Source organism: Buttiauxella noackiae ATCC 51607 (genome assembly GCF_001654865.1).
GTDB lineage: Bacteria > Pseudomonadota > Gammaproteobacteria > Enterobacterales > Enterobacteriaceae > Buttiauxella > Buttiauxella noackiae.
The window spans coordinates 11485-29049 of the sequence record NZ_LXEO01000012.1; the positions used below are offsets into that span (position 1 = coordinate 11485).

Genomic DNA, 17565 nt, shown 5'->3' on the forward strand with positions numbered 1-17565 from the left:
TTCTCCATTAATATCCAGATGTGCCAGTGGCAGGTGCAGTTTCGCCGCGAGCGGCAGCGATGGCAGTGCGTGCTGCACTGCCAAGCTGCATAACGTCGTTGGCGGGAGTCACGAAATGAAAACCCTGAGCCAGGCGATTCGCTGCGGCTTGCCCGGAAGTACAAAAAATTCCGGCAAGTTTGTTGTGCGCCCGGCAGCGATCCAGTACTCGCTCGACTGCCGCTAGCATCTCGGGGTGTTGGGACTCGGCACTCGCACTGCCAGTAAGCGTTAACGAAAGATCGTTCGGACCGATAAATACGCCGTCCAGCCCGTTGGTATCGAGAATGGCATCCAGGTTATCCAGCCCCTCGCGAGTCTCAATCATCGCCAGCGTCAGAATCTCTTCATTGGCGTACTGTGGATAATCTTTTCCGCCGTAAAGTAGCGCGCGTGCCGGGCCAAAAGAGCGGTTACCGAGCGGTGGGTAACGACAAGCAGAAACAAACTGCTGAGCTTGCCCAGCCGTTGAGATCATCGGGCAAATAATTCCCCAGGCTCCGGCATCAAGCAGGCGCATAATTTGTGCAGGATCATTGGTGTTAACCCGTGCCAGCGGCGTGGCGGGGGTGGCGGAAATGGCCTGGAGCATTGACAGCGCGCTCGCGAAATCAATCATGCCGTGCTGCATATCGACAGTGACCGAGTCGTAGCCCTGATGCCCGGCTATTTCGGCGCTGTAACCGGAGGGAATGGCCAGCCAGCCGTTGATAATCGGTTGCTGCTCGCGAAAGGCGGCTTTTAGCGGATTTTTTCTCATGCTTTTGACTCCTGTATCCAGTTACGCATGGCGATTGCCGCCAGCTGTGGTGCTTCAAGGGGGATAAAATGGCCGCTGTCGGGAAGGGTTATCCAGCGTGCATAAGGCGCAGCTTCGGCAACAGCCTGGTGATGCTGTGGGGTACAAATCACGTCATAAGCGCCGTTCAGTATCAGCGTTGGCGAGCGAAACGCTGCCAGTGCGCTGCGGCGATCGGTGCGGGAAATGGCGATTTCAGTTTGCTGGGCGAAAGTGTCGATGCCGGTCTCTTTGGCCATTTGGATGATGGTGTTGTACAGGGCCGCTTCATCAAGCCGATGTGGGGCAACATATTTCACCCAAAGGTTCTCGGTTAACCAGCGGGCCAAACCGGCGCGAGCCGCTTGCGCAACAGCGGCTCGCCGCACGGGCGCATTTTCCGGCAGATCGCACAGTGGATTGACCGATAGCAGAGTAAGACCAGCGATGCGTTCTGGTGCCAGCGCCACCATTTGCAGCGCGACCATTGCGCCCAGGGAGAATCCAACCAGGCAAAAACGCGCTGGCAACACCTCAAGCAACTGGCTTGCTACTGCATTTGCACAGTCGGCACCACTGATGGTCACGCAGCTAACATGGCTGACATTTAGTTGCTCGACCAACGGCTGCCACAGCCGGGCATTGCACAGCGTTCCGCCGAGTAAAATCAACGGCGCGTGGTGGTTTTCCAGTAACGGGAGTGTATTCATGTTGCCGTCCATCCCCCATCAACCATTAATGATGAGCCTGTGATCAGCGCCGCAGCAGGCGAGGCGAGAAAAACCACTGGCCCCATAACATCCTCCAGCGTCCCCAACCGTTTCAGCTTGATGTTATCCAGCACGTATCGACTGAACGTGGGATCGGCCAGATTTTTACGTGACAACTCAGTGGCAATAAATGTTGGGCAAAGCGTGTTGACGCGAATACCCGAGCCGCCAAGCTCCAGCGCCATCGTTTTGGTCAAGCCTTCAAGTGCGAACTTCGACGCACAATAGACGCTGCGATCGGGGCCACCGACATGGCCCATTTGCGAAGAAATATGAATAATCGAGCCGGAGATTTGCTGCCTTTTCATGCGGCGTGCAACCTGCTGGCTGATAAAGAATGTTGCTCGCAGATTTAGCGCCATGACCGCATCGTAATTATCTTCGCTGACTTCAAGAAAAGGTTCGTGACGGGCAAGCCCGGCACTGTTCACCAGAATGTCGAAATCCGGGAGCGTTGCCAGCGTTTCGGCAACTTGCCGTGTGTCGGTAATATCCAGCACTACGCTATTAAGGTGCAGGTTTTCTGTTGCAGCACTTTTGACCGCCTCCTCAAGTTGCGATTGCTGGCGGGCGATGATCCACACTTCAGCCCCGGCGTGAGCCAGTGCAATGGCTGCCGCAAAACCAATACCACGGGAACCGCCGGTGACCAGTGCACGGCGGTTATCGAGGCGAAACTCCGGGGGACGAGGGAGGGCCATCATCACGAAGCCTTCTCGCTATCTACCGCAGGAACCGCACCTGCGTAAGGCACATCTTGTTTACCGTAGCGGCGCACACGAATATTGGCCTGCTCAGCATGGCCAGAAAAACCTTCCAACTGGCAAAGGCGTGAGCAGTAGCTGCCAATTTCTGTCGATGCCTCGTCGCTCAGTACTTTTTGCCAGGTACAGGTTTTCATGAATTTCCCAACCCACAGCCCGCCGGTATAGCGCGCGGCTTTTTGCGTTGGCAACGTGTGGTTAGTGCCGATGACTTTGTCACCGTATGCGACATTGGTGCGCGGGCCGAGGAACAGTGCGCCAAAGTTAGTCATATTGGCGAGGAACCAGTCGTCGCGTGCAGTCATAACCTGCACATGTTCGGAGGCGATACGGTCAGCTTCCTGCAGCATCTCTTCGTAACTTTCGCAGACGATCACCTCTCCATAATCTCGCCACGCCTGGCGGGCAATCTCAGCGGTAGGCAATTGCGTCAACAGGCGCTCGACTTCACGCATTGTTTCTTGCGCTAGTTTCAGGGAATTGGTCAGCAAAATGGCGGGCGTCGTCACGCCGTGTTCGGCCTGGCCTAATAAATCGGTGGCGCACATTTCAGCATCCACCGTTTCGTCGGCAATAATCAGTGTTTCCGTCGGGCCAGCAAACAGGTCAATCCCCACTCGGCCAAACAGTTGACGTTTAGCCTCAGCAACAAATGCGTTACCTGGGCCAACCAGCATATCGACCGGTGCGATAGTGTCAGTGCCCAGCGCCATGGCACCAATCGCCTGAATGCCGCCTAAAGCATAAATTTCAGTTGCCCCAGCCATTGCCTGTGCAGCCACAATCGCTGGAGCAGGGCGACCATGGAAAGGCGGGGCACAACTAATAATGCGCGAGCAGCCCGCAACGTTGGCGGTAATGATCGACATATGCGCGGAAGCTAATAGCGGATATTTCCCTCCGGGAACGTAACAGCCGACTGCATTAATCGGGATATTCTTGTGACCGAGAATAACGCCGGGGCGAGTTTCAATTTCGAGATCGATAAGGCAAGATTTCTGAGCCGTGGCAAAATTGAAAACCTGCTGCTGGGCAAACTCAATGTCTTTAATATCCTGGCGACTTAATTGTTTGATGCAGGCATTAATTTCCTGCTGTGATAAACGGTAATCCTGGCGGTCATAATTATCGAACTTAATAGATAATTCACGAATAGCTTCGTTACCGCGTTGTTCGATATCTGCCAGTATATTTTCGACAATAATACTGGTTTGTTTATTCGCTTGTTGACGTTCTGATAAAGACTTACTGGTTTTTAAATATTGCGCCATGATGCGTTCCTTTCCTGTTTTATGCGTGACAATCCCGCCCAGTAATTTGGGTGAAACGGTAAATCAGAATTAAATCAGGTATTACATACTAAAGTTTATTGGCATAACCCCGAGCCTGTGCGGTAGAGAGTTGTTGCAGACTCTTAATCGCGGCTTTTGACTGGCGTTGATATACACTTCGCGCCGCCATGGGGGTCAGGAAGGCTGCAATTACACTCAGCGCGCCAATCATCAGATAACCGGACGATAAATTAATGTGTTGCAACATCAAGCCCATTGCCACCGGGCCTATAAACATGCCGACAGAATAAATCGTCTGGAATAATCCCATACGCGTGGACTGCTCATCCTCGACGGTATTCACCACGCTCAGAGACATAAATACTGCAAAAGCCATCCCAAATGAGAAACCAGCAATCGCCTGGAATATGTAAATTAAGTACATATTGCTGGTGAACGGAATGCCAATACTGGAAACCACTTGCAGAATAATGCCGATAACGGCGGTCTTCACCAGGCCGAGGCGTTTGTAAAACACCGAACTACAAAGCGCGATGGCTAGCGCATAGAAAATCAGATGCACGTTACTGAGCAGCGTAAGGATCCCGGCTTTTGCGCCGAGCTGCTGGGCGTAGATGGGGGTCAACGTATCGCGGGTGGCGAAAGGCACCAGAATCACAATGGTTGCTAACAGGCCGATAAACCACACGGACCGGTCTGCCAACTGGCGTTTTGCGCTATTTATGCAGGCTTTCAAAGTGGGAGCACGAGCGGCATCGTGAACTTCTTTAATACGAAACGTCAGAATTAGCGCCAACAGCGCTGAAACACTGGAGACAAAATAGCCGATATTTTTGTCAAAAAAGTGAATCAACACGCCACCGATGCAGTTACCGAGAAATACGCCAAGCGGCCCTGCTAGCGCTAATAATGCTACCGCAGCAGGCGCATCTTTCTTATCAAAATAACGAATAAACAAGATGTTATAGAGAACCCATGTGGCGGCAGTAAAACCATCGGCGGCTTTTGCCAGGTAGAGCGTGGTGGCATTAGGTTCCAGATAAGCAATCGGCCAGGTGATCAGCGGAAGCAGCAGGCTGAACTGGATAAAGATTTTTCGGCTCTTTACTACGTCGGACAAAATGCCAATCGGGAAGCGCACAAACAACGTCGCTAATCCACTGGCGCCCATAATCATGCCCACTATTTCAGGTTGCATCCCCTCGCTGATTAACATCGGTGCCAGGAAGGCGTCAATGCTGTGGATGCAAATGAAAAACAGCACGCTGATGGCAAAAAACAGTCTGACTTCGGATCGATTAAATAGTGCACGAAACATGGTGGTGAACCTCTTAAAGATGAATGGGTTATAACCAATCAAGTACGGCATTAACCGGTGCAATTCTTCGTCGCGACTTCGCGTCACCGGTAAAAATTGACGGTGTGATTTTTCTTTTGTGCATACGTATTCAAAAATTGAAGTTACGAAAAGGTTTCAATTTTGTAAAGGATGATTATGTAAATGTGAAAAAAATAATTTTGTCTGTTGCATACGCATGCAAAGATGGTGTAAGTATAAAAAACAGGCTTTCCAGCAGGGATGTGGATAAGGAATACCAGACCATGAAACGTAAGACTTTTGGACCCGTGACTTCGCAGCAGGTGGCGCAGATAGCGGGAGTGTCGCAATCGGCGGTATCGCGAACGTTCACTCCGGGGGCGAGTATTTCACCGGCGACGCGTGAAAAAGTGCTGAAGGCTGCACGTGAGCTGGGTTATCGGCCAAACGCTATTGCCCGTTCGCTAAACACGGCTCGATCACGGATCGTCGGGGTGGTGATGTCCTATTTCGATAACCAGTTTTACCCGCAGGTGCTTGAAACGCTGGCGCAAAAACTCGATGAACTGAACTACCATTTGCTGCTTTTCGTTGGCGATCGTGACGGCAATGTCGACCGGATTTTTGACCAGATCATGCAGTATCGCGTTGATGGCATCGTTCTGGCCTCGGTGTCGCTGTCGGTCGAGCTTTCAGAGGAGTGTGTTGCGGCCGGTATTCCGGTCGTGCTGTTCAATCGCAGTGAGGAAAATGCAACCGCCTCGAGCGTGAACACCGATAACGAAGCAGCTGCGCGCAACATTGCTGAGTTCTTGCTCGCCGGGCAGCATCAGCGTTTTGCTTATGTCGCCGGGCTTGCAGATTCTTCGGCAAACCTCGCAAGACAAAAAGGTTTTATTACCGCGTTGCAAAGCCATGGCGTGAAAGATATTCGCGTGGTGCAGGGCGATTACGATGCGCAGAAAACGGCCCAGGCCGCCGGGCAACTCTTTTCCTCGCCGCAACCGCCGGATGCTATTTTTGCCGCCAACGACCATATGGCGCTGATGATCATGGATATCGCGCGTTACGAATTTGGCCTGCGCATTCCTGAGGATCTCTCAGTGATTGGCTATGACGATACAGGTCCTTCCGGTTGGCCGTCCTATGCGTTGACTTCAGCCTCGCAACCTGTCGAAGCGATGGTAAGTGCCACCATAGGGCTACTGATGAAACAGATTGAAAGTGAAAACATTGAGCCGGAGCAGGTGGTTGTGCCCGGGGTGCTGGTGGTTCGCCATTCCGCAAGGCGTCCACAGTTTGGCGTTATCGAAAAAGACGGGCTGTGTTTATTCCAGCCGCAGGAGGTTGAATGACCAGGTTGCCGGGCTTTAGTCCCCAGTTTGATTCAATACAGCAATTTATTCTGACCCTGACTCATGTGGTATGGGAGCAAAAAGACATCGGCCAACTGGCAGATTTTTACGCCACGCCCGTGGTGTTCCATACGCCGGAAAAACAGCTCACAGACCTCTCGCAATTCATGCGTCTGACACTTGAAGCGATGCACAGTTTCCCGCAGCGCACAGTGCTAACCGAAGATATTCTCTGCTCTCATACGCCTCAATTTGAGTACTACGCCGCACAACGTACTCTGGCCTGCATTCAGCACCAGGGCGAGGGGTTCTTTGGCAAACCGTGTGGCAAATCAATTTGGGTCCGTACCTGGGCCGATCGCGTTTGCTCCGAAGGGGCGGTGCGTCAGGAGTGGTTATTGCAGGATAGGGCCGCCATCGTTTCTCAAATTGGGATGGATGTGCGTGATTTTGCCCAACAGCTGGCACACTCGCGCCGTGAAGCGGGCCTTGAAAATATTTCAGCTGAAGAGATGGACGCTCGCTGGGCGGGTGGCCCGGAAGGCGATGATGTCGATGGCCCGTTGGCTGGGCTGGTCGAGCGCTATTTGTCGATGTGGGCAGGCGGTAACAGCGGTGTGGTGCCGGGGCTTTATCACCCCGCAGCCACGTTGCATGGGCCGGGGCATGTCTTACGAACCGGTGAACAAGATATTGGTGGTTTTCTTTCCGGTTATCGAGCCTCGTTCGCTGACAGCGAAACGCATTTGCATCACCTTGTAGTGCGCCGTGATGCTAACGAACCGGTACGTTTATCGCTGCGTTGGTCGCTATTAACCTGGCATGATGGCTATGGGAAGTTTGGCATGCCGACGCGCCGTCCGGTTTCTATTACCGGAATTAGCCAGCTGGAATTACGCGATGGTTTAATTATTCGTGAATATCTTGGCGTCGATGAATTAGCTATCTGGTCACAGATCCTGAATTAATTCCGTTAAATTAATGACAGGGGTATATTCCCCCTAAAATAAAACATCTGATTATGGTAATTAATTTATCAGGTGTTTCTATTGCTTAAATCTTGGATAAACGATTATCGCCATTTGCAGGTGAGGGGTATTCCTATCCCTGAATAATGTGCGCTGAGAAAAATAACAGCGCATTCATATAACGCAGGAGGTCATATGTCTTCAACTGAAACAACCAATAAAACACCGGTAACGTCGGAAAAAAGCAATGCGAAAGCCACGCGTGATGAACAGGTATTACAAGTGGAACGCCGTGACTTTGTCGACCTTGTCCCGGAAAAACGCCCGCGAGCTCAGTCATTAAGAGGCTTTGATGATTGTTATACCGATATTGTCGATTATATCGTGCGCTGTACCCATAAAATATGGGATGAACGAGACGTCGGATTAATATATTCCCACTATACCCACAACTGCGTTTTATATAATGCGCTTGGCACCATGTATAACCGTGAGCAGGTAGTTCAGGATACATTGCAACGCCTGGTTGCTTTCCCGGAACGTCGCGGCATGGCTACGCAGGTTATCTGGAACGGAAATGATGTCGAAGGATTTTATACCTCGCATCTGGTAACAGGCTCTGGTCGCCACACTCAGTACAGCCACCTTGGTAAGCCAACTAACCGCACTTTTGTCACCCGTACCGTCGCCGACTGCATGATCCACGAAAACAAGATCTATCGTGAGTGGGTGGTCAGCGACAACATGTCGATGATGCGCCAGCTCGGTCTGGACACTGACGCCGTCGCCTACGGTATGGCTAAAGAGCAATTTGATAAAGGCTTCCGCGTCACCGACATCGGTGAGAACCGCCGCATGGTGGGGCAATATCCACCAGAAATGGAATGCGATGTTTCTATCGCTCATACCGATACCGAAGAGCAATGCCTGCGTTGGCTACACGAAATCTACAATCGCCGTATGCTGGGAAAAATCAAAGATGTCTATGCACCTAATGTGCAGTGGCATGGCCCGCTGATGAAAGAGTTGTATGGCCAGGCCGCAGTGATTCACCAGACATTGGCGCTGATTGGCATGATCCCGGACGGTGCATGGATGCCGCAGCATATCTGTTCTAACCCTTGCGAAGAAGGCGGCACCAAAGTGGCGGTACGCTGGATCATGGAGGGGCACCACCTGGGTTATGGCGAGTTGGGCAAACCAACCGGTGAGCGCCTGTTCGTGATGGGCATGTCCCACTACCACATTGTAAACGGCAAAATTGTCGATGAGTGGGTGGTCTACGATCATCTGGCTCTGCTGGCGCAAATTAAACTGGGTCAAATGGAGGAATAAGAAATGGGCAAGATTTCTGAGGCTGATGTTGAGTTTATTAAACGTCCGCAGGGGCAGGACGTGCAGGCTGACCGCACGCTGACCGAGACGGTGCAGAACATTATTGACCAGGTGCGTGAGCGCGGTGATGCCGCGCTGCGCGACTACTCGGCAAAGTTTGATAAAACAACACCGGATACTTTTGAAGTGTCGGAAAAGGAAATTGCCCGAGCGTTGGCAGACCTCGACCCGCAAACGCGTAAAGACAGCGAGTTTGCTATTGCACAAGTGAAGCGTTTTGCGCAGGCGCAGCTGGCAACGATGCAACCCCTGGACGTTGAAACACTGCCGGGCGTGCATCTGGGGCACCGTATTATTCCGATTCAAACCGTGGGCTGTTATGTTCCAGGCGGGCGCTACCCGATTCTATCTGCACCGGTTATGTCGATTGTTCCCGCGGTGGTGGCGGGTTGCGACGAAATTATTGCTTGTCTGCCACCGGGTGCGCATTCGGCGATGATCGCCATTTGCCATCTTGCGGGAGCGCATCGCATCTTCAAAGTGGGTGGCGCACAGGCGATTGCCGCAATGGCATGGGGAACGGAATCTATCCCGGTGGTCGATAAAGTTGTGGGGCCTGGTAACGCATTCGTGAATGAGGCCAAGCGCCAGGTATTCGGTAAAGTCGGCATTGATGCGTTGGCCGGGCCGAGTGAAATATATGTCATTGCTGATGAGAGCGCCGACCCGAGAATTCTCGCAGCAGACCTTTTGGCTCAGGCCGAGCATGATGTCCATACGCGCGTTGGCATGGCAACAACCAGCCCACAAATTGCACACGAAACACTGGCAGAAATTGAACGCCAGTTATTGAATTTACCAACCGCTGCTACAGCGGGTGAGGCGTGGAAGCGGCAGGGGGAGATTGTTTTGTGCCGTGACGAAGCGCAGCTTATTGAGTGGGCAGACCATATGGCAACTGAGCATTTACAGGTGCATACCCGTGATCCTCATGCGACGGCCAGCAAAATCCGTAATTACGGCTCGTTGTTTATTGGGCAAAACGCCAGCGTCGTGTTCTCTGACAAATGCTGCGGTACAAACCACACGTTACCGACGATGGCCGCAGCCCGCTACACCGGGGGATTGTGGGTTGGTGCTTACGTGAAGATTTGTACCCATCAGTGGATCGACGACCACGGCATTGCTGCTGTGGCGCAACCCGCAGTGCGTCAAAGCCGCACCGAAGGGATGCAGGCTCACCGTCGTGCGGCAGAAATTCGTTTGTTGCCCGACAGTGTTGACGCGATAACAAATGGGGATCGTGATTAATTATTTATTCACAGCTGAACAGTATTGCAGCAATCCACTTGAAAAATCTTCAACATTAATTTTATTAATGTTTATTCTCTTGATTAGGTTATTTCTTAACTACATTATTATCTTGAAAGGGATGGGTGGTAAATGAATTACCCCCAGGTGTTAATATTAATCATGGATTTTGATTATGCTGTCACTGGAAATGGAAGACGATGTTGTCCTGCGGGTAAAAGGCATGGAAAAAATGCTTGAAGGGATTGTCCGCGAACTCAAAGCCAATAATGGTGTTGTTGACGAGTTTATCCGGGATGATATCGCAAGGTTCCGGCACTGTTCAAAAGATGTAATAACGCACCATGTTCAGGTATCTCGTAACGTGCGTAAAAGACTGGAAGATGTCACCATCCATTCTCAAAAATGCGTTCGTAAAACGGCCCAGAATAATTTGTTATATGGTGTATTGTGCGGAATGTCATTCTGCATGCTTTTACAATTGATGTAATTGGCATCGATGCATTATGGGAGAAAGTTACCTTTCTCCCTTTTTTATTTCTGGAAGACTACGTGCTGGCTTGAATGTAACTAAGGTTTTTTAGTTATGTATTGATACATTTCCGCAGAAAGAGGGATATGTAGATTTATATTCTTTCCAGGCAACTGACTGTTAAACCATTGCTCATAAAATTGTTTGAAATCACCGCGATTGAATCGTGCTGAAAGATTTTTATCAACAATATTTTTTAGCTCTATATCATCATGGCGCAGCATTATACTTAAGTCTTGTGCACTCCCAAGTGTCAGTTTGGATATCTGGTAATCCTTCATATCCTCACTGCTTTCAATGAGTTGCTTGAGAGAGATTTCATTTATCGCGGTGGCATAACTTTTATTGCTGTTCGTTGCAGAAAATGCTTCCTTCATTGTAGGTTGAGTAAGAACCATAATGTTAAGTTTCTGCAAGCGATTAAGACTGTTAATGTTAATTAAATCAGTGGTGCCTTTTGCCACACTGATCGTTCTTCCTGCTAAGTCCGAATAGGTATTAATATTATTTCCTTTGAATGAACCCAAACGTGTATAGACAAACAGGTAATGGCGGGAGAAAAGAACAACATTTTCGCGACTCACCGTATCAGTATTAACAGAGCAGTCCATGTCAATGATATTATTGCTGAGCATAGTGGTACGCATGGCTAACGGTGTTGGAATATAATTCACAACCAAATCATTAATGTGCAGACTTTTTTTCAGCGATTCGGTGACGTCTTTGCATAAATCAATGACATAACCTACTACATGCCCGTCACTGGTTTTATAAGAATAGGGTGGCGCATCGCGATAGCCAATATTAATAACTTTATGACTGGAAATTCTCTCCAGCGTGGACATGTTTGTCTCTGCCTTCAAAAAAACGGCATAAAAAACCAACGATAAACTTAGTGCATATTTCAGAAGATGTTTCTTTTTCATTTATCTATTTTTTTGTGGTTGACTGTTATCTTCATGGTCGGGTACAAACGAAGAGTAGTTAATAAGAATAAAGAGCAGTCGAGGTAAGCGACTGTTTTAATTCAGGTGACATTGGCCAGTTGAGAGTAATTCCCTGAGGCATTATGGGCTCAAAAAACCATTTATTATAAATGTCTATGAACTCTTTGCTCAGCAACAGGCGCTTCATGGAGTGGTTAATCAGACCGGCAAAATCGTCATTATCTTTTTGCATCGGCATACCAATTGGGAGTCTTGGACTAAGGGTATCTGCCGATATAGCAAACGCCTGGGGATGCCCGGAAAGCGCTATTTGCCCAAGTAGCAGAACGTCGCTTGAGACTATCGCAGGCGTTTGCCCGCTTTCAAGCGCGGAGAAAGCTTTAATATTGTCGGTTCCAAGATCAATATTCAGTGATAGTTGATGCTCAGAATTAGCCTGCTGGATGTGTCTGACAAACACGGTGCCGCTTTTAACCAACACGGTATGGCCGTTGAGCTCGCTGATATCCGAAATACGATCTTCTTTACGTGATACGTAACGGGTTGCTGAGAAAAAATAGGGCTCCGAGAACGTCACTATTTTTTGGCGTTCCGCTGTGTAGACTGTCGGAATGCATCCCATATCGATAGTTTTGTTTTCAATGGTTAAAAATTGAGTTGCTGTAGCGACAGGAACCCACTTAATTTTCAACGTCGCGAGTTGTAGCTCTTGCTTAAGCATATCGACCAGTCGATTGCATATTTCAATGGAGAAGCCTCGCGGTTTATTGCCTTCAACATATGAAAAAGGAAAGACATCAGCCTGGTAGCTAAGCGTGATAGTCCTGGTTTGTGCAATGCGTGTTAAAAGATCATCGGCCCGGCTATTGGAAGGTGCCAGTAGTCCAGTACTGAGGAAAATTGCTACTGCCAGAGAAAATAACGTCTGATATAAATGAGTGGTTATAAATCGCATGTGCTCTCCATTTTCTCCTGCTCCAGTTCTGCCATGACACTGGCATTTTCTACGGCCCGGCTAAAATAATATCCCTGAACGGTTATTTCTTCTCCGCTAAGGGAGGCAAAATATTCAAACTGTTGTTTTGTTTCAACACCTTTGGCGGTGACTTTCAACCCGCGCTGTAGTGCGTAACGAACGAGCATACCTACCAACACCTGGCTGTCTTCACACTTATCGAGTACATCAATAAGGGAGCGGGCAATTTTAATGTGGCTGAATGGGAAAATAATCAGGTAGTCCAGTGTGGCGAACCCTGTTCCAAATTCGTCGAGTACGATACCAACGCCTAATGCCTGAATTGCATTCAGTGTCGGCAGGATAACTTCGCGATCGAGTTGTTCAGACCCCGTAATTTCAATTTCCAACCGCGCGGGATCTAAGCCACTGTCTTGTAATGCGTTGCGAATGATGTCCAATATTCCTGGATTACGAAGTTGATGTGGAGAGACATTCACCGCTACCGTTTTAGCAGTGGGCCAGTTAGCCGCGTCCATACAGGCGCTGCGTATCAACCATTCACCTAGCCTGGCAATAAGCCCAATATCTTCAGAAACGGAAATAAAGTGGTGCGGTTGTAGCAGGCCTTTGGCTGGATGTTGCCAACGAACCAGCGCTTCATAGCCTTCGATGCTGCAATTTCTGAGACGAGTGATTTTTTGGTAATGCAGGAAGAACTCATTTTTTCTGATGCCATCTTCAATTTCCTTGCTAAAAAGAAGGTTATTAGACGGGTTCATCGTCATGCCATGAGAATAGAAATGGAAGCAATTACGGCCGAAGCTTTTGGATGTATAGAGTGCAAGGTCTGCGTGTGCGAACAGATCTTCTCGGGTATTACCATGTTGAGGTGCGCAGGAGATCCCGATGCTACAACTGATAGAGAAAGTATGCCCGCTACAGGTGAAAGGTTGGTTGAGTGTATCTAAAACTCTTCGAGCCAATGTTTCAGCTTCAAAAATCGAGTCATCGTTAATCAGCTGAATAAGGGCAAACTCATCACCACCAAGACGGATTGCCATATCTCCTTCATTAAGTAAGGCCGACAGGCGTGCAGCAGACTCGATAAGCAATTCATCACCCACGACATGGCCATAGGTATCATTAACGGGTTTGAAATTGTCCAGATCTATCAATAACAGATTGAAGATACTGCCTTCGGTTCTTAATTTTAATAACCTGTCGTCTATCGAGTTTCGGTATGCAACTCTATTTGGTAGCAATGTTAGAGAATCATGGTGTGCCATGTACTCCATCTTTTGCGCCATTTCTTGCATGCGTTGTAGATAACCCCGATCAACCATTGCCACGCGCAGCTTTTCAATCGCTTTTGCCAGTTCACCTATCTCATCTTCTTGATTCTGGAACGGGGTAACCTGGTCAGTTTGCTCATCCGCTATCAAAGTTACAGCCTGCACAAGGCGAGGGACCGGACGGAAAAGGTTACGCACTAGCCAATTAACGACCACAACCGTAATACCCAGGATCAAAATCAGCATCAATAAAGTATTTTTCAATAACTGATTATGAGTCGCAAAAAGGGCGTTTCGCTCACCGATGCTACTGATAACTGCACCTATCAACTCACCGGAAAAGTTAACGATGGGAATTGAGCCGACGAAGTACTCTTTTCCATCAATAAAGACAAAGCCGCGATAATACTCTTTGAGTGCTGAACTATTGGCAGCACCTTCAGTGATGCTGATTTTTTGTGATGTTTGAGTATTGGTAAAACCCTTTTTTTTATCGTAAGACAATAGCCACGTCGGATTATGGGTTTGTGTTGAAACCAGCGTCAGCATATCGGCCGGATCGAAGCCGGTCTGGATTACCGTCTCGTCATCGTAGAATGGACGTTCGGATTCAATGGAAGTGACCTGACCTTCATGGTTGGATTTTACTGTTACTGAGGTATAGATATTGCGGATGATATAACTGGTAATTTGCGAGTTAGTTGCTGCCTGTTTAAACCATTGTTCATGAGATATTCGGTTAACCTCAAAAACACCAGCGCCAGAACCAACTCCATAGGCAATCAGAATCCCCAACATAAGATAGATAGCAACTTTTCCGGTAATCGAATGATACCAGCGATGTTCTCCACGTAAGTTGGAATCCTTTTTATAGGGAAGCACAACCTCATGTTGAATGAGCTCTTTATCTACCATTTTTCTATTCGTACTCTTTTTTTGCGACTAAATAAGGCTCAAGTGGGGGTAATTATATAAATTACTTGTTCATTATTCTTAATATGCCGATGCATTGTTAATGTGTTATTTGTTTAATGTTAGTACGTTGTGTTTTTTTTGCCATGAGTCATGCTTTCGAGGAAACATGTTCGTAGGACAGGATTTGTTTTTATTATCAAGTCTGGAGTATAGAGTTGACTAATTAATGCGTCAACGATAAACATTAACATATTCATGTCTCAGCACATTCATTTTGTTTTTTTCATGATAAACAAAATATCCAAAAAAATAGATTTTTTGCAAATAACAATACCCATTATTCATGATGAACAGAGTTAAGTGGTAACTTCCAGAAGTTTGCATAATTTGTTAATAGGCTGTGGCCGATGAAACAGGAAACCTTGTGCCAAATGAATACCACAATTCTTAACTATGTGATGCTCTTCTTCTGTTTCCACACCCTCAATCAATACCTGGCTGCCTGAGCTTTTGCAAAGTTGCACGACGTGGTGGAGGAATGCTTCGCCACCTTCACGTGCCAATCCGAGCACAAGCGTACGGTCGAGTTTTATTTTATCCAGCTCGTATTGTGTTAAGTACGACAATGTGGAATAGCCGGATCCAAAATCATCAAGCGCAATTTTGATACCCAATTGGCGTAGTTCAGAGAGTATCTCTATTACTTGCTCGGGCTCTTTTACTTTCTGCGATTCAGTAATCTCCATTTCCAACGACCAGCCAGAAGGTAACGGATTACGCAGTAGTTTGCTCACCAGACTGAGGAAATTAGGGGCAAGTAAAGTTTGTGGAGAAATATTTACCGAAAGCGTCATGCCTGGAAAACGAGAAAGATCATGATGAATAGCTTCAACTGCATTTTCAAGTACCCAAAAATCTACCTCTGGCATCATGCCAATTCGTTCATAATATTTTAAAAAATAAGGCGGTATTATTTTCCCATCATCACTTTGATGACGAAGCAATACTTCCATTGCGACAATTTTCTCGCTATCAACTGTTATTTGCGGTTGATACCAGAGTACAAAATTACCACTACTCTGTAGTTCATTAATATTGCGTCGTGCATCAATGTACTCATTTGCTTCGGAAAGATAATGATGCGGTGATTCAACTTCACGATGGCCTGGCACAGGCAATTGAAACTGGTTTTCTTTAACGGGAACAAAGCTGGTATTGCCTCCAGGGAGAGTGATCACTTTGTAATCACGTTTTTCCATATAACGCAGGAAAGGCCAGTAGATAGCAATGCCAGCACAAATTAAAAATATCTGGAATAGCACTGCACTCATTGCTCCATCTGTACCCAACCAGGCATTAATGATAGCAGGCGTTGCCCAGCCTACCATTTGCTGAAGGGGCGGTACAATGTGCCAAAGGGTGGCGTAGTAGGCAATGATGTAATCCACAGCAGGAGTCATTACAAACGGGATAAACATCACCGGGTTCAACACTACCGGTACGCCAAAGATGAGTGGCTCATTGATATTGAAGATAGCCAAGGGCAAGGAAACATTAATTAAATGTTTATTTGAAGGGTTGCGGCTAATGAGTAAACAAATTAACAGGCTAAGTGTGCCTCCGCTACCACCAGATGCACACCACGTCTCATAAAAGGGAACGCTTAAGATATTTAATGATTCGTGGCCAGCTTTCCATGCAGCTATATTTGATATCGTTTCATTCGATAACCTCAACCCGATATCCTGGAAAATATAATAGCCATGTACACCAAAGAACCACGTGGCTTCACGCACTACCTCATAAAGTAGCCCGTGGGTGAAATTATCAGGATATATTACTTTGGAAATATCCTGAGTTAACCAATCGCTTGCATTTAAAATGAGATGACCAATCAACACCAGAGTCAGAAGTTTACTGAAAAATATTAATATTATTTTTACTGAGGCCCAATTGAATTTTATTCTGTTGGTGCGGAAAATTTTAATGTTTTTTTCTAAAATTAAATTGGTGAAAATTGCAGCTAGTAGAGCGACAGGGAGACTCACACCAACAAAAAAGTTAGGTTCATTGTTATTTTCAAGGCCAGTGATGCCAAGTAATACAGTCAGGCTAAGAGAGATGCTGAGCATTATCGATAAACGATATCTAACGGCCCATTGTAGAGAAAAAATGATATTTAAAAGTATAGGGAGGAATACAAGCATGCTTTGTTGCAGGTGTTCCAGCCAGGTAGAAGCTTTAACCCAGTGAAAGTTCAGACATAACGTACTTGCAACAACAACCAACGCTCGTAACACAGAAAATGGCATAATTGCCATAGTGCAACTGAGAACTGCTTGTGAAATACGATTGTTAATGAAATTTAATTTTATTTTGTGAAATATGCTAATCGCGTTTCTTTTAGTTATTGTGTGGTTCATTCGTTACTTAATTGTAGGTTTGTATGTTATTGTTGTTACAATGTCAAAAACTACTATATCATCATATACAAAGTGACGATATTGAATTTTATAGCTGATACTAATTGAATGAGATGAATGTTTTTCAAATTAATATATTGTTTGAGCAGTCATCTGACCTGATGTATTTATTTTTATCCAAAAATAGACATTTATTGATAATCTAATTTGCCATGACCCGCAGTGAGGACATGACGAATGAATTTTATTCACTACCATTATCTGTGAGTCTTTGCGGCTTTTGCCTTCCTGACGGGGATTTTCCGCTATCGCTTAATATTGCTACACCGACGCTGAGGGCTGGGTTCATTTTACCTCTTCTGGCAAGACGGCATATCCGAGAGCAGAAGCCAGCCGTGCGGAGCAGTTAATATCCTGATGCAGTGTTAATCTGACAGCCACCACAAACCGGCGATGGCTTTGTGGTGACGCATAAATCCTGTTATTTCAACGTAATGCTATCTGCTGAGAGGTTTCATTCAGTTGGTAATGTTTCTACAGCTGTAGTATTGGCTTTATTACTGGAGTT

14 protein-coding genes are annotated in these 17565 nt (G+C 47.3%); 5 read left to right on the forward strand and 9 right to left on the reverse strand.

What is annotated here, in order from left to right; genetic code table 11:
* Positions 1-7: 7 nt before the first annotated feature.
* From M979_RS04885 to M979_RS04905, 5 genes are all read right to left on the reverse strand, one after another.
* Complete coding sequence (locus M979_RS04885) at positions 8-799, reverse strand: HpcH/HpaI aldolase family protein (protein ID WP_064553959.1); 792 nt, start codon at positions 797-799, stop codon at positions 8-10.
* The gene (locus M979_RS04890) at positions 796-1527 is read right to left on the reverse strand and encodes an alpha/beta fold hydrolase (RefSeq protein ID WP_064553960.1); all 732 of its coding nucleotides are present in this window, start codon (positions 1525-1527) and stop codon (positions 796-798) included. Before M979_RS04890 ends, M979_RS04885 begins: the two co-directional genes overlap by 4 nt.
* Positions 1524-2291, reverse strand: coding sequence for an SDR family NAD(P)-dependent oxidoreductase (locus M979_RS04895; RefSeq protein WP_245164653.1), 768 nt, complete (start codon positions 2289-2291; stop codon positions 1524-1526). The genes M979_RS04890 and M979_RS04895 overlap by 4 nt, the downstream gene beginning before the upstream one ends.
* The gene (hisD, locus tag M979_RS04900) at positions 2291-3622 is read right to left on the reverse strand and encodes a histidinol dehydrogenase (protein ID WP_064553961.1); all 1332 of its coding nucleotides are present in this window, start codon (positions 3620-3622) and stop codon (positions 2291-2293) included. Before hisD (M979_RS04900) ends, M979_RS04895 begins: the two co-directional genes overlap by 1 nt.
* An 88-nt stretch (positions 3623-3710) precedes the next feature.
* Positions 3711-4961 (reverse strand): MFS transporter, encoded by a 1251-nt coding sequence (locus tag M979_RS04905; protein ID WP_064553962.1) that lies wholly within the window; start codon positions 4959-4961, stop codon positions 3711-3713.
* Positions 4962-5245: 284 nt separating this feature from the next.
* On the opposite strand from M979_RS04905, the gene M979_RS04910 reads away from it, so the two are divergent.
* The 5 genes from M979_RS04910 to M979_RS04930 all read left to right on the forward strand — a co-directional run bounded on the left by M979_RS04910 (position 5246) and on the right by M979_RS04930 (position 10420).
* On the forward strand, positions 5246-6316 hold the full coding sequence (locus tag M979_RS04910) for a LacI family DNA-binding transcriptional regulator (RefSeq protein WP_064553969.1): 1071 nt from the start codon (positions 5246-5248) through the stop codon (positions 6314-6316).
* On the forward strand, positions 6313-7284 hold the full coding sequence (locus M979_RS04915) for a nuclear transport factor 2 family protein (protein WP_034455907.1): 972 nt from the start codon (positions 6313-6315) through the stop codon (positions 7282-7284). Before M979_RS04910 ends, M979_RS04915 begins: the two co-directional genes overlap by 4 nt.
* A gap of 195 nt (positions 7285-7479) precedes the next feature.
* Positions 7480-8619: a nuclear transport factor 2 family protein gene (locus M979_RS04920; RefSeq protein ID WP_034455906.1), complete on the forward strand. Its 1140-nt coding sequence runs from the start codon at positions 7480-7482 to the stop codon at positions 8617-8619.
* A 3-nt stretch (positions 8620-8622) separates the two neighbouring features.
* The gene (hisD, locus tag M979_RS04925) at positions 8623-9930 is read left to right on the forward strand and encodes a histidinol dehydrogenase (RefSeq protein ID WP_064553963.1); all 1308 of its coding nucleotides are present in this window, start codon (positions 8623-8625) and stop codon (positions 9928-9930) included.
* A 175-nt stretch (positions 9931-10105) separates the two neighbouring features.
* Positions 10106-10420: a hypothetical protein gene (locus tag M979_RS04930; protein WP_034455904.1), complete on the forward strand. Its 315-nt coding sequence runs from the start codon at positions 10106-10108 to the stop codon at positions 10418-10420.
* Between the two features lie 80 nt (positions 10421-10500).
* Here the strand turns inward: M979_RS04930 and M979_RS04935 are convergent, their stop codons facing one another.
* From M979_RS04935 to M979_RS04950, 4 genes are all read right to left on the reverse strand, one after another.
* Positions 10501-11388: a transporter substrate-binding domain-containing protein gene (locus tag M979_RS04935; RefSeq protein ID WP_083963888.1), complete on the reverse strand. Its 888-nt coding sequence runs from the start codon at positions 11386-11388 to the stop codon at positions 10501-10503.
* 58 nt (positions 11389-11446) lie between these two features.
* Entirely contained in the window at positions 11447-12364 is a 918-nt protein-coding gene (locus tag M979_RS04940) for an amino acid ABC transporter substrate-binding protein (RefSeq protein ID WP_064553965.1), read from the reverse strand.
* Entirely contained in the window at positions 12352-14574 is a 2223-nt protein-coding gene (locus M979_RS04945) for an EAL domain-containing protein (protein ID WP_064553966.1), read from the reverse strand. Before M979_RS04945 ends, M979_RS04940 begins: the two co-directional genes overlap by 13 nt.
* A gap of 356 nt (positions 14575-14930) precedes the next feature.
* Complete coding sequence (locus M979_RS04950) at positions 14931-16895, reverse strand: EAL domain-containing protein (RefSeq protein WP_064553967.1); 1965 nt, start codon at positions 16893-16895, stop codon at positions 14931-14933.
* Between the last annotated feature and the right edge of the window lie 670 nt (positions 16896-17565).

What these genes read in the sequence shown, in the direction of transcription:
- M979_RS04885 (WP_064553959.1), bottom strand. Translation starts at nt 799, where the DNA reads ATGAGAAAAAATCCGCTAAAAGCCGCCTTTCGCGAGCAGCAACCGATT.
- M979_RS04890 (WP_064553960.1), bottom strand. Translation starts at nt 1,527, where the DNA reads ATGAATACACTCCCGTTACTGGAAAACCACCACGCGCCGTTGATTTTA.
- M979_RS04895 (WP_245164653.1), bottom strand. Translation starts at nt 2,291, where the DNA reads ATGATGGCCCTCCCTCGTCCCCCGGAGTTTCGCCTCGATAACCGCCGT.
- hisD (WP_064553961.1), bottom strand. Translation starts at nt 3,622, where the DNA reads ATGGCGCAATATTTAAAAACCAGTAAGTCTTTATCAGAACGTCAACAA.
- M979_RS04905 (WP_064553962.1), bottom strand. Translation starts at nt 4,961, where the DNA reads ATGTTTCGTGCACTATTTAATCGATCCGAAGTCAGACTGTTTTTTGCC.
- M979_RS04910 (WP_064553969.1), top strand. Translation starts at nt 5,246, where the DNA reads ATGAAACGTAAGACTTTTGGACCCGTGACTTCGCAGCAGGTGGCGCAG.
- M979_RS04915 (WP_034455907.1), top strand. Translation starts at nt 6,313, where the DNA reads ATGACCAGGTTGCCGGGCTTTAGTCCCCAGTTTGATTCAATACAGCAA.
- M979_RS04920 (WP_034455906.1), top strand. Translation starts at nt 7,480, where the DNA reads ATGTCTTCAACTGAAACAACCAATAAAACACCGGTAACGTCGGAAAAA.
- hisD (WP_064553963.1), top strand. Translation starts at nt 8,623, where the DNA reads ATGGGCAAGATTTCTGAGGCTGATGTTGAGTTTATTAAACGTCCGCAG.
- M979_RS04930 (WP_034455904.1), top strand. Translation starts at nt 10,106, where the DNA reads ATGCTGTCACTGGAAATGGAAGACGATGTTGTCCTGCGGGTAAAAGGC.
- M979_RS04935 (WP_083963888.1), bottom strand. Translation starts at nt 11,388, where the DNA reads ATGAAAAAGAAACATCTTCTGAAATATGCACTAAGTTTATCGTTGGTT.
- M979_RS04940 (WP_064553965.1), bottom strand. Translation starts at nt 12,364, where the DNA reads ATGCGATTTATAACCACTCATTTATATCAGACGTTATTTTCTCTGGCA.
- M979_RS04945 (WP_064553966.1), bottom strand. Translation starts at nt 14,574, where the DNA reads ATGGTAGATAAAGAGCTCATTCAACATGAGGTTGTGCTTCCCTATAAA.
- M979_RS04950 (WP_064553967.1), bottom strand. Translation starts at nt 16,895, where the DNA reads ATGGCAATTATGCCATTTTCTGTGTTACGAGCGTTGGTTGTTGTTGCA.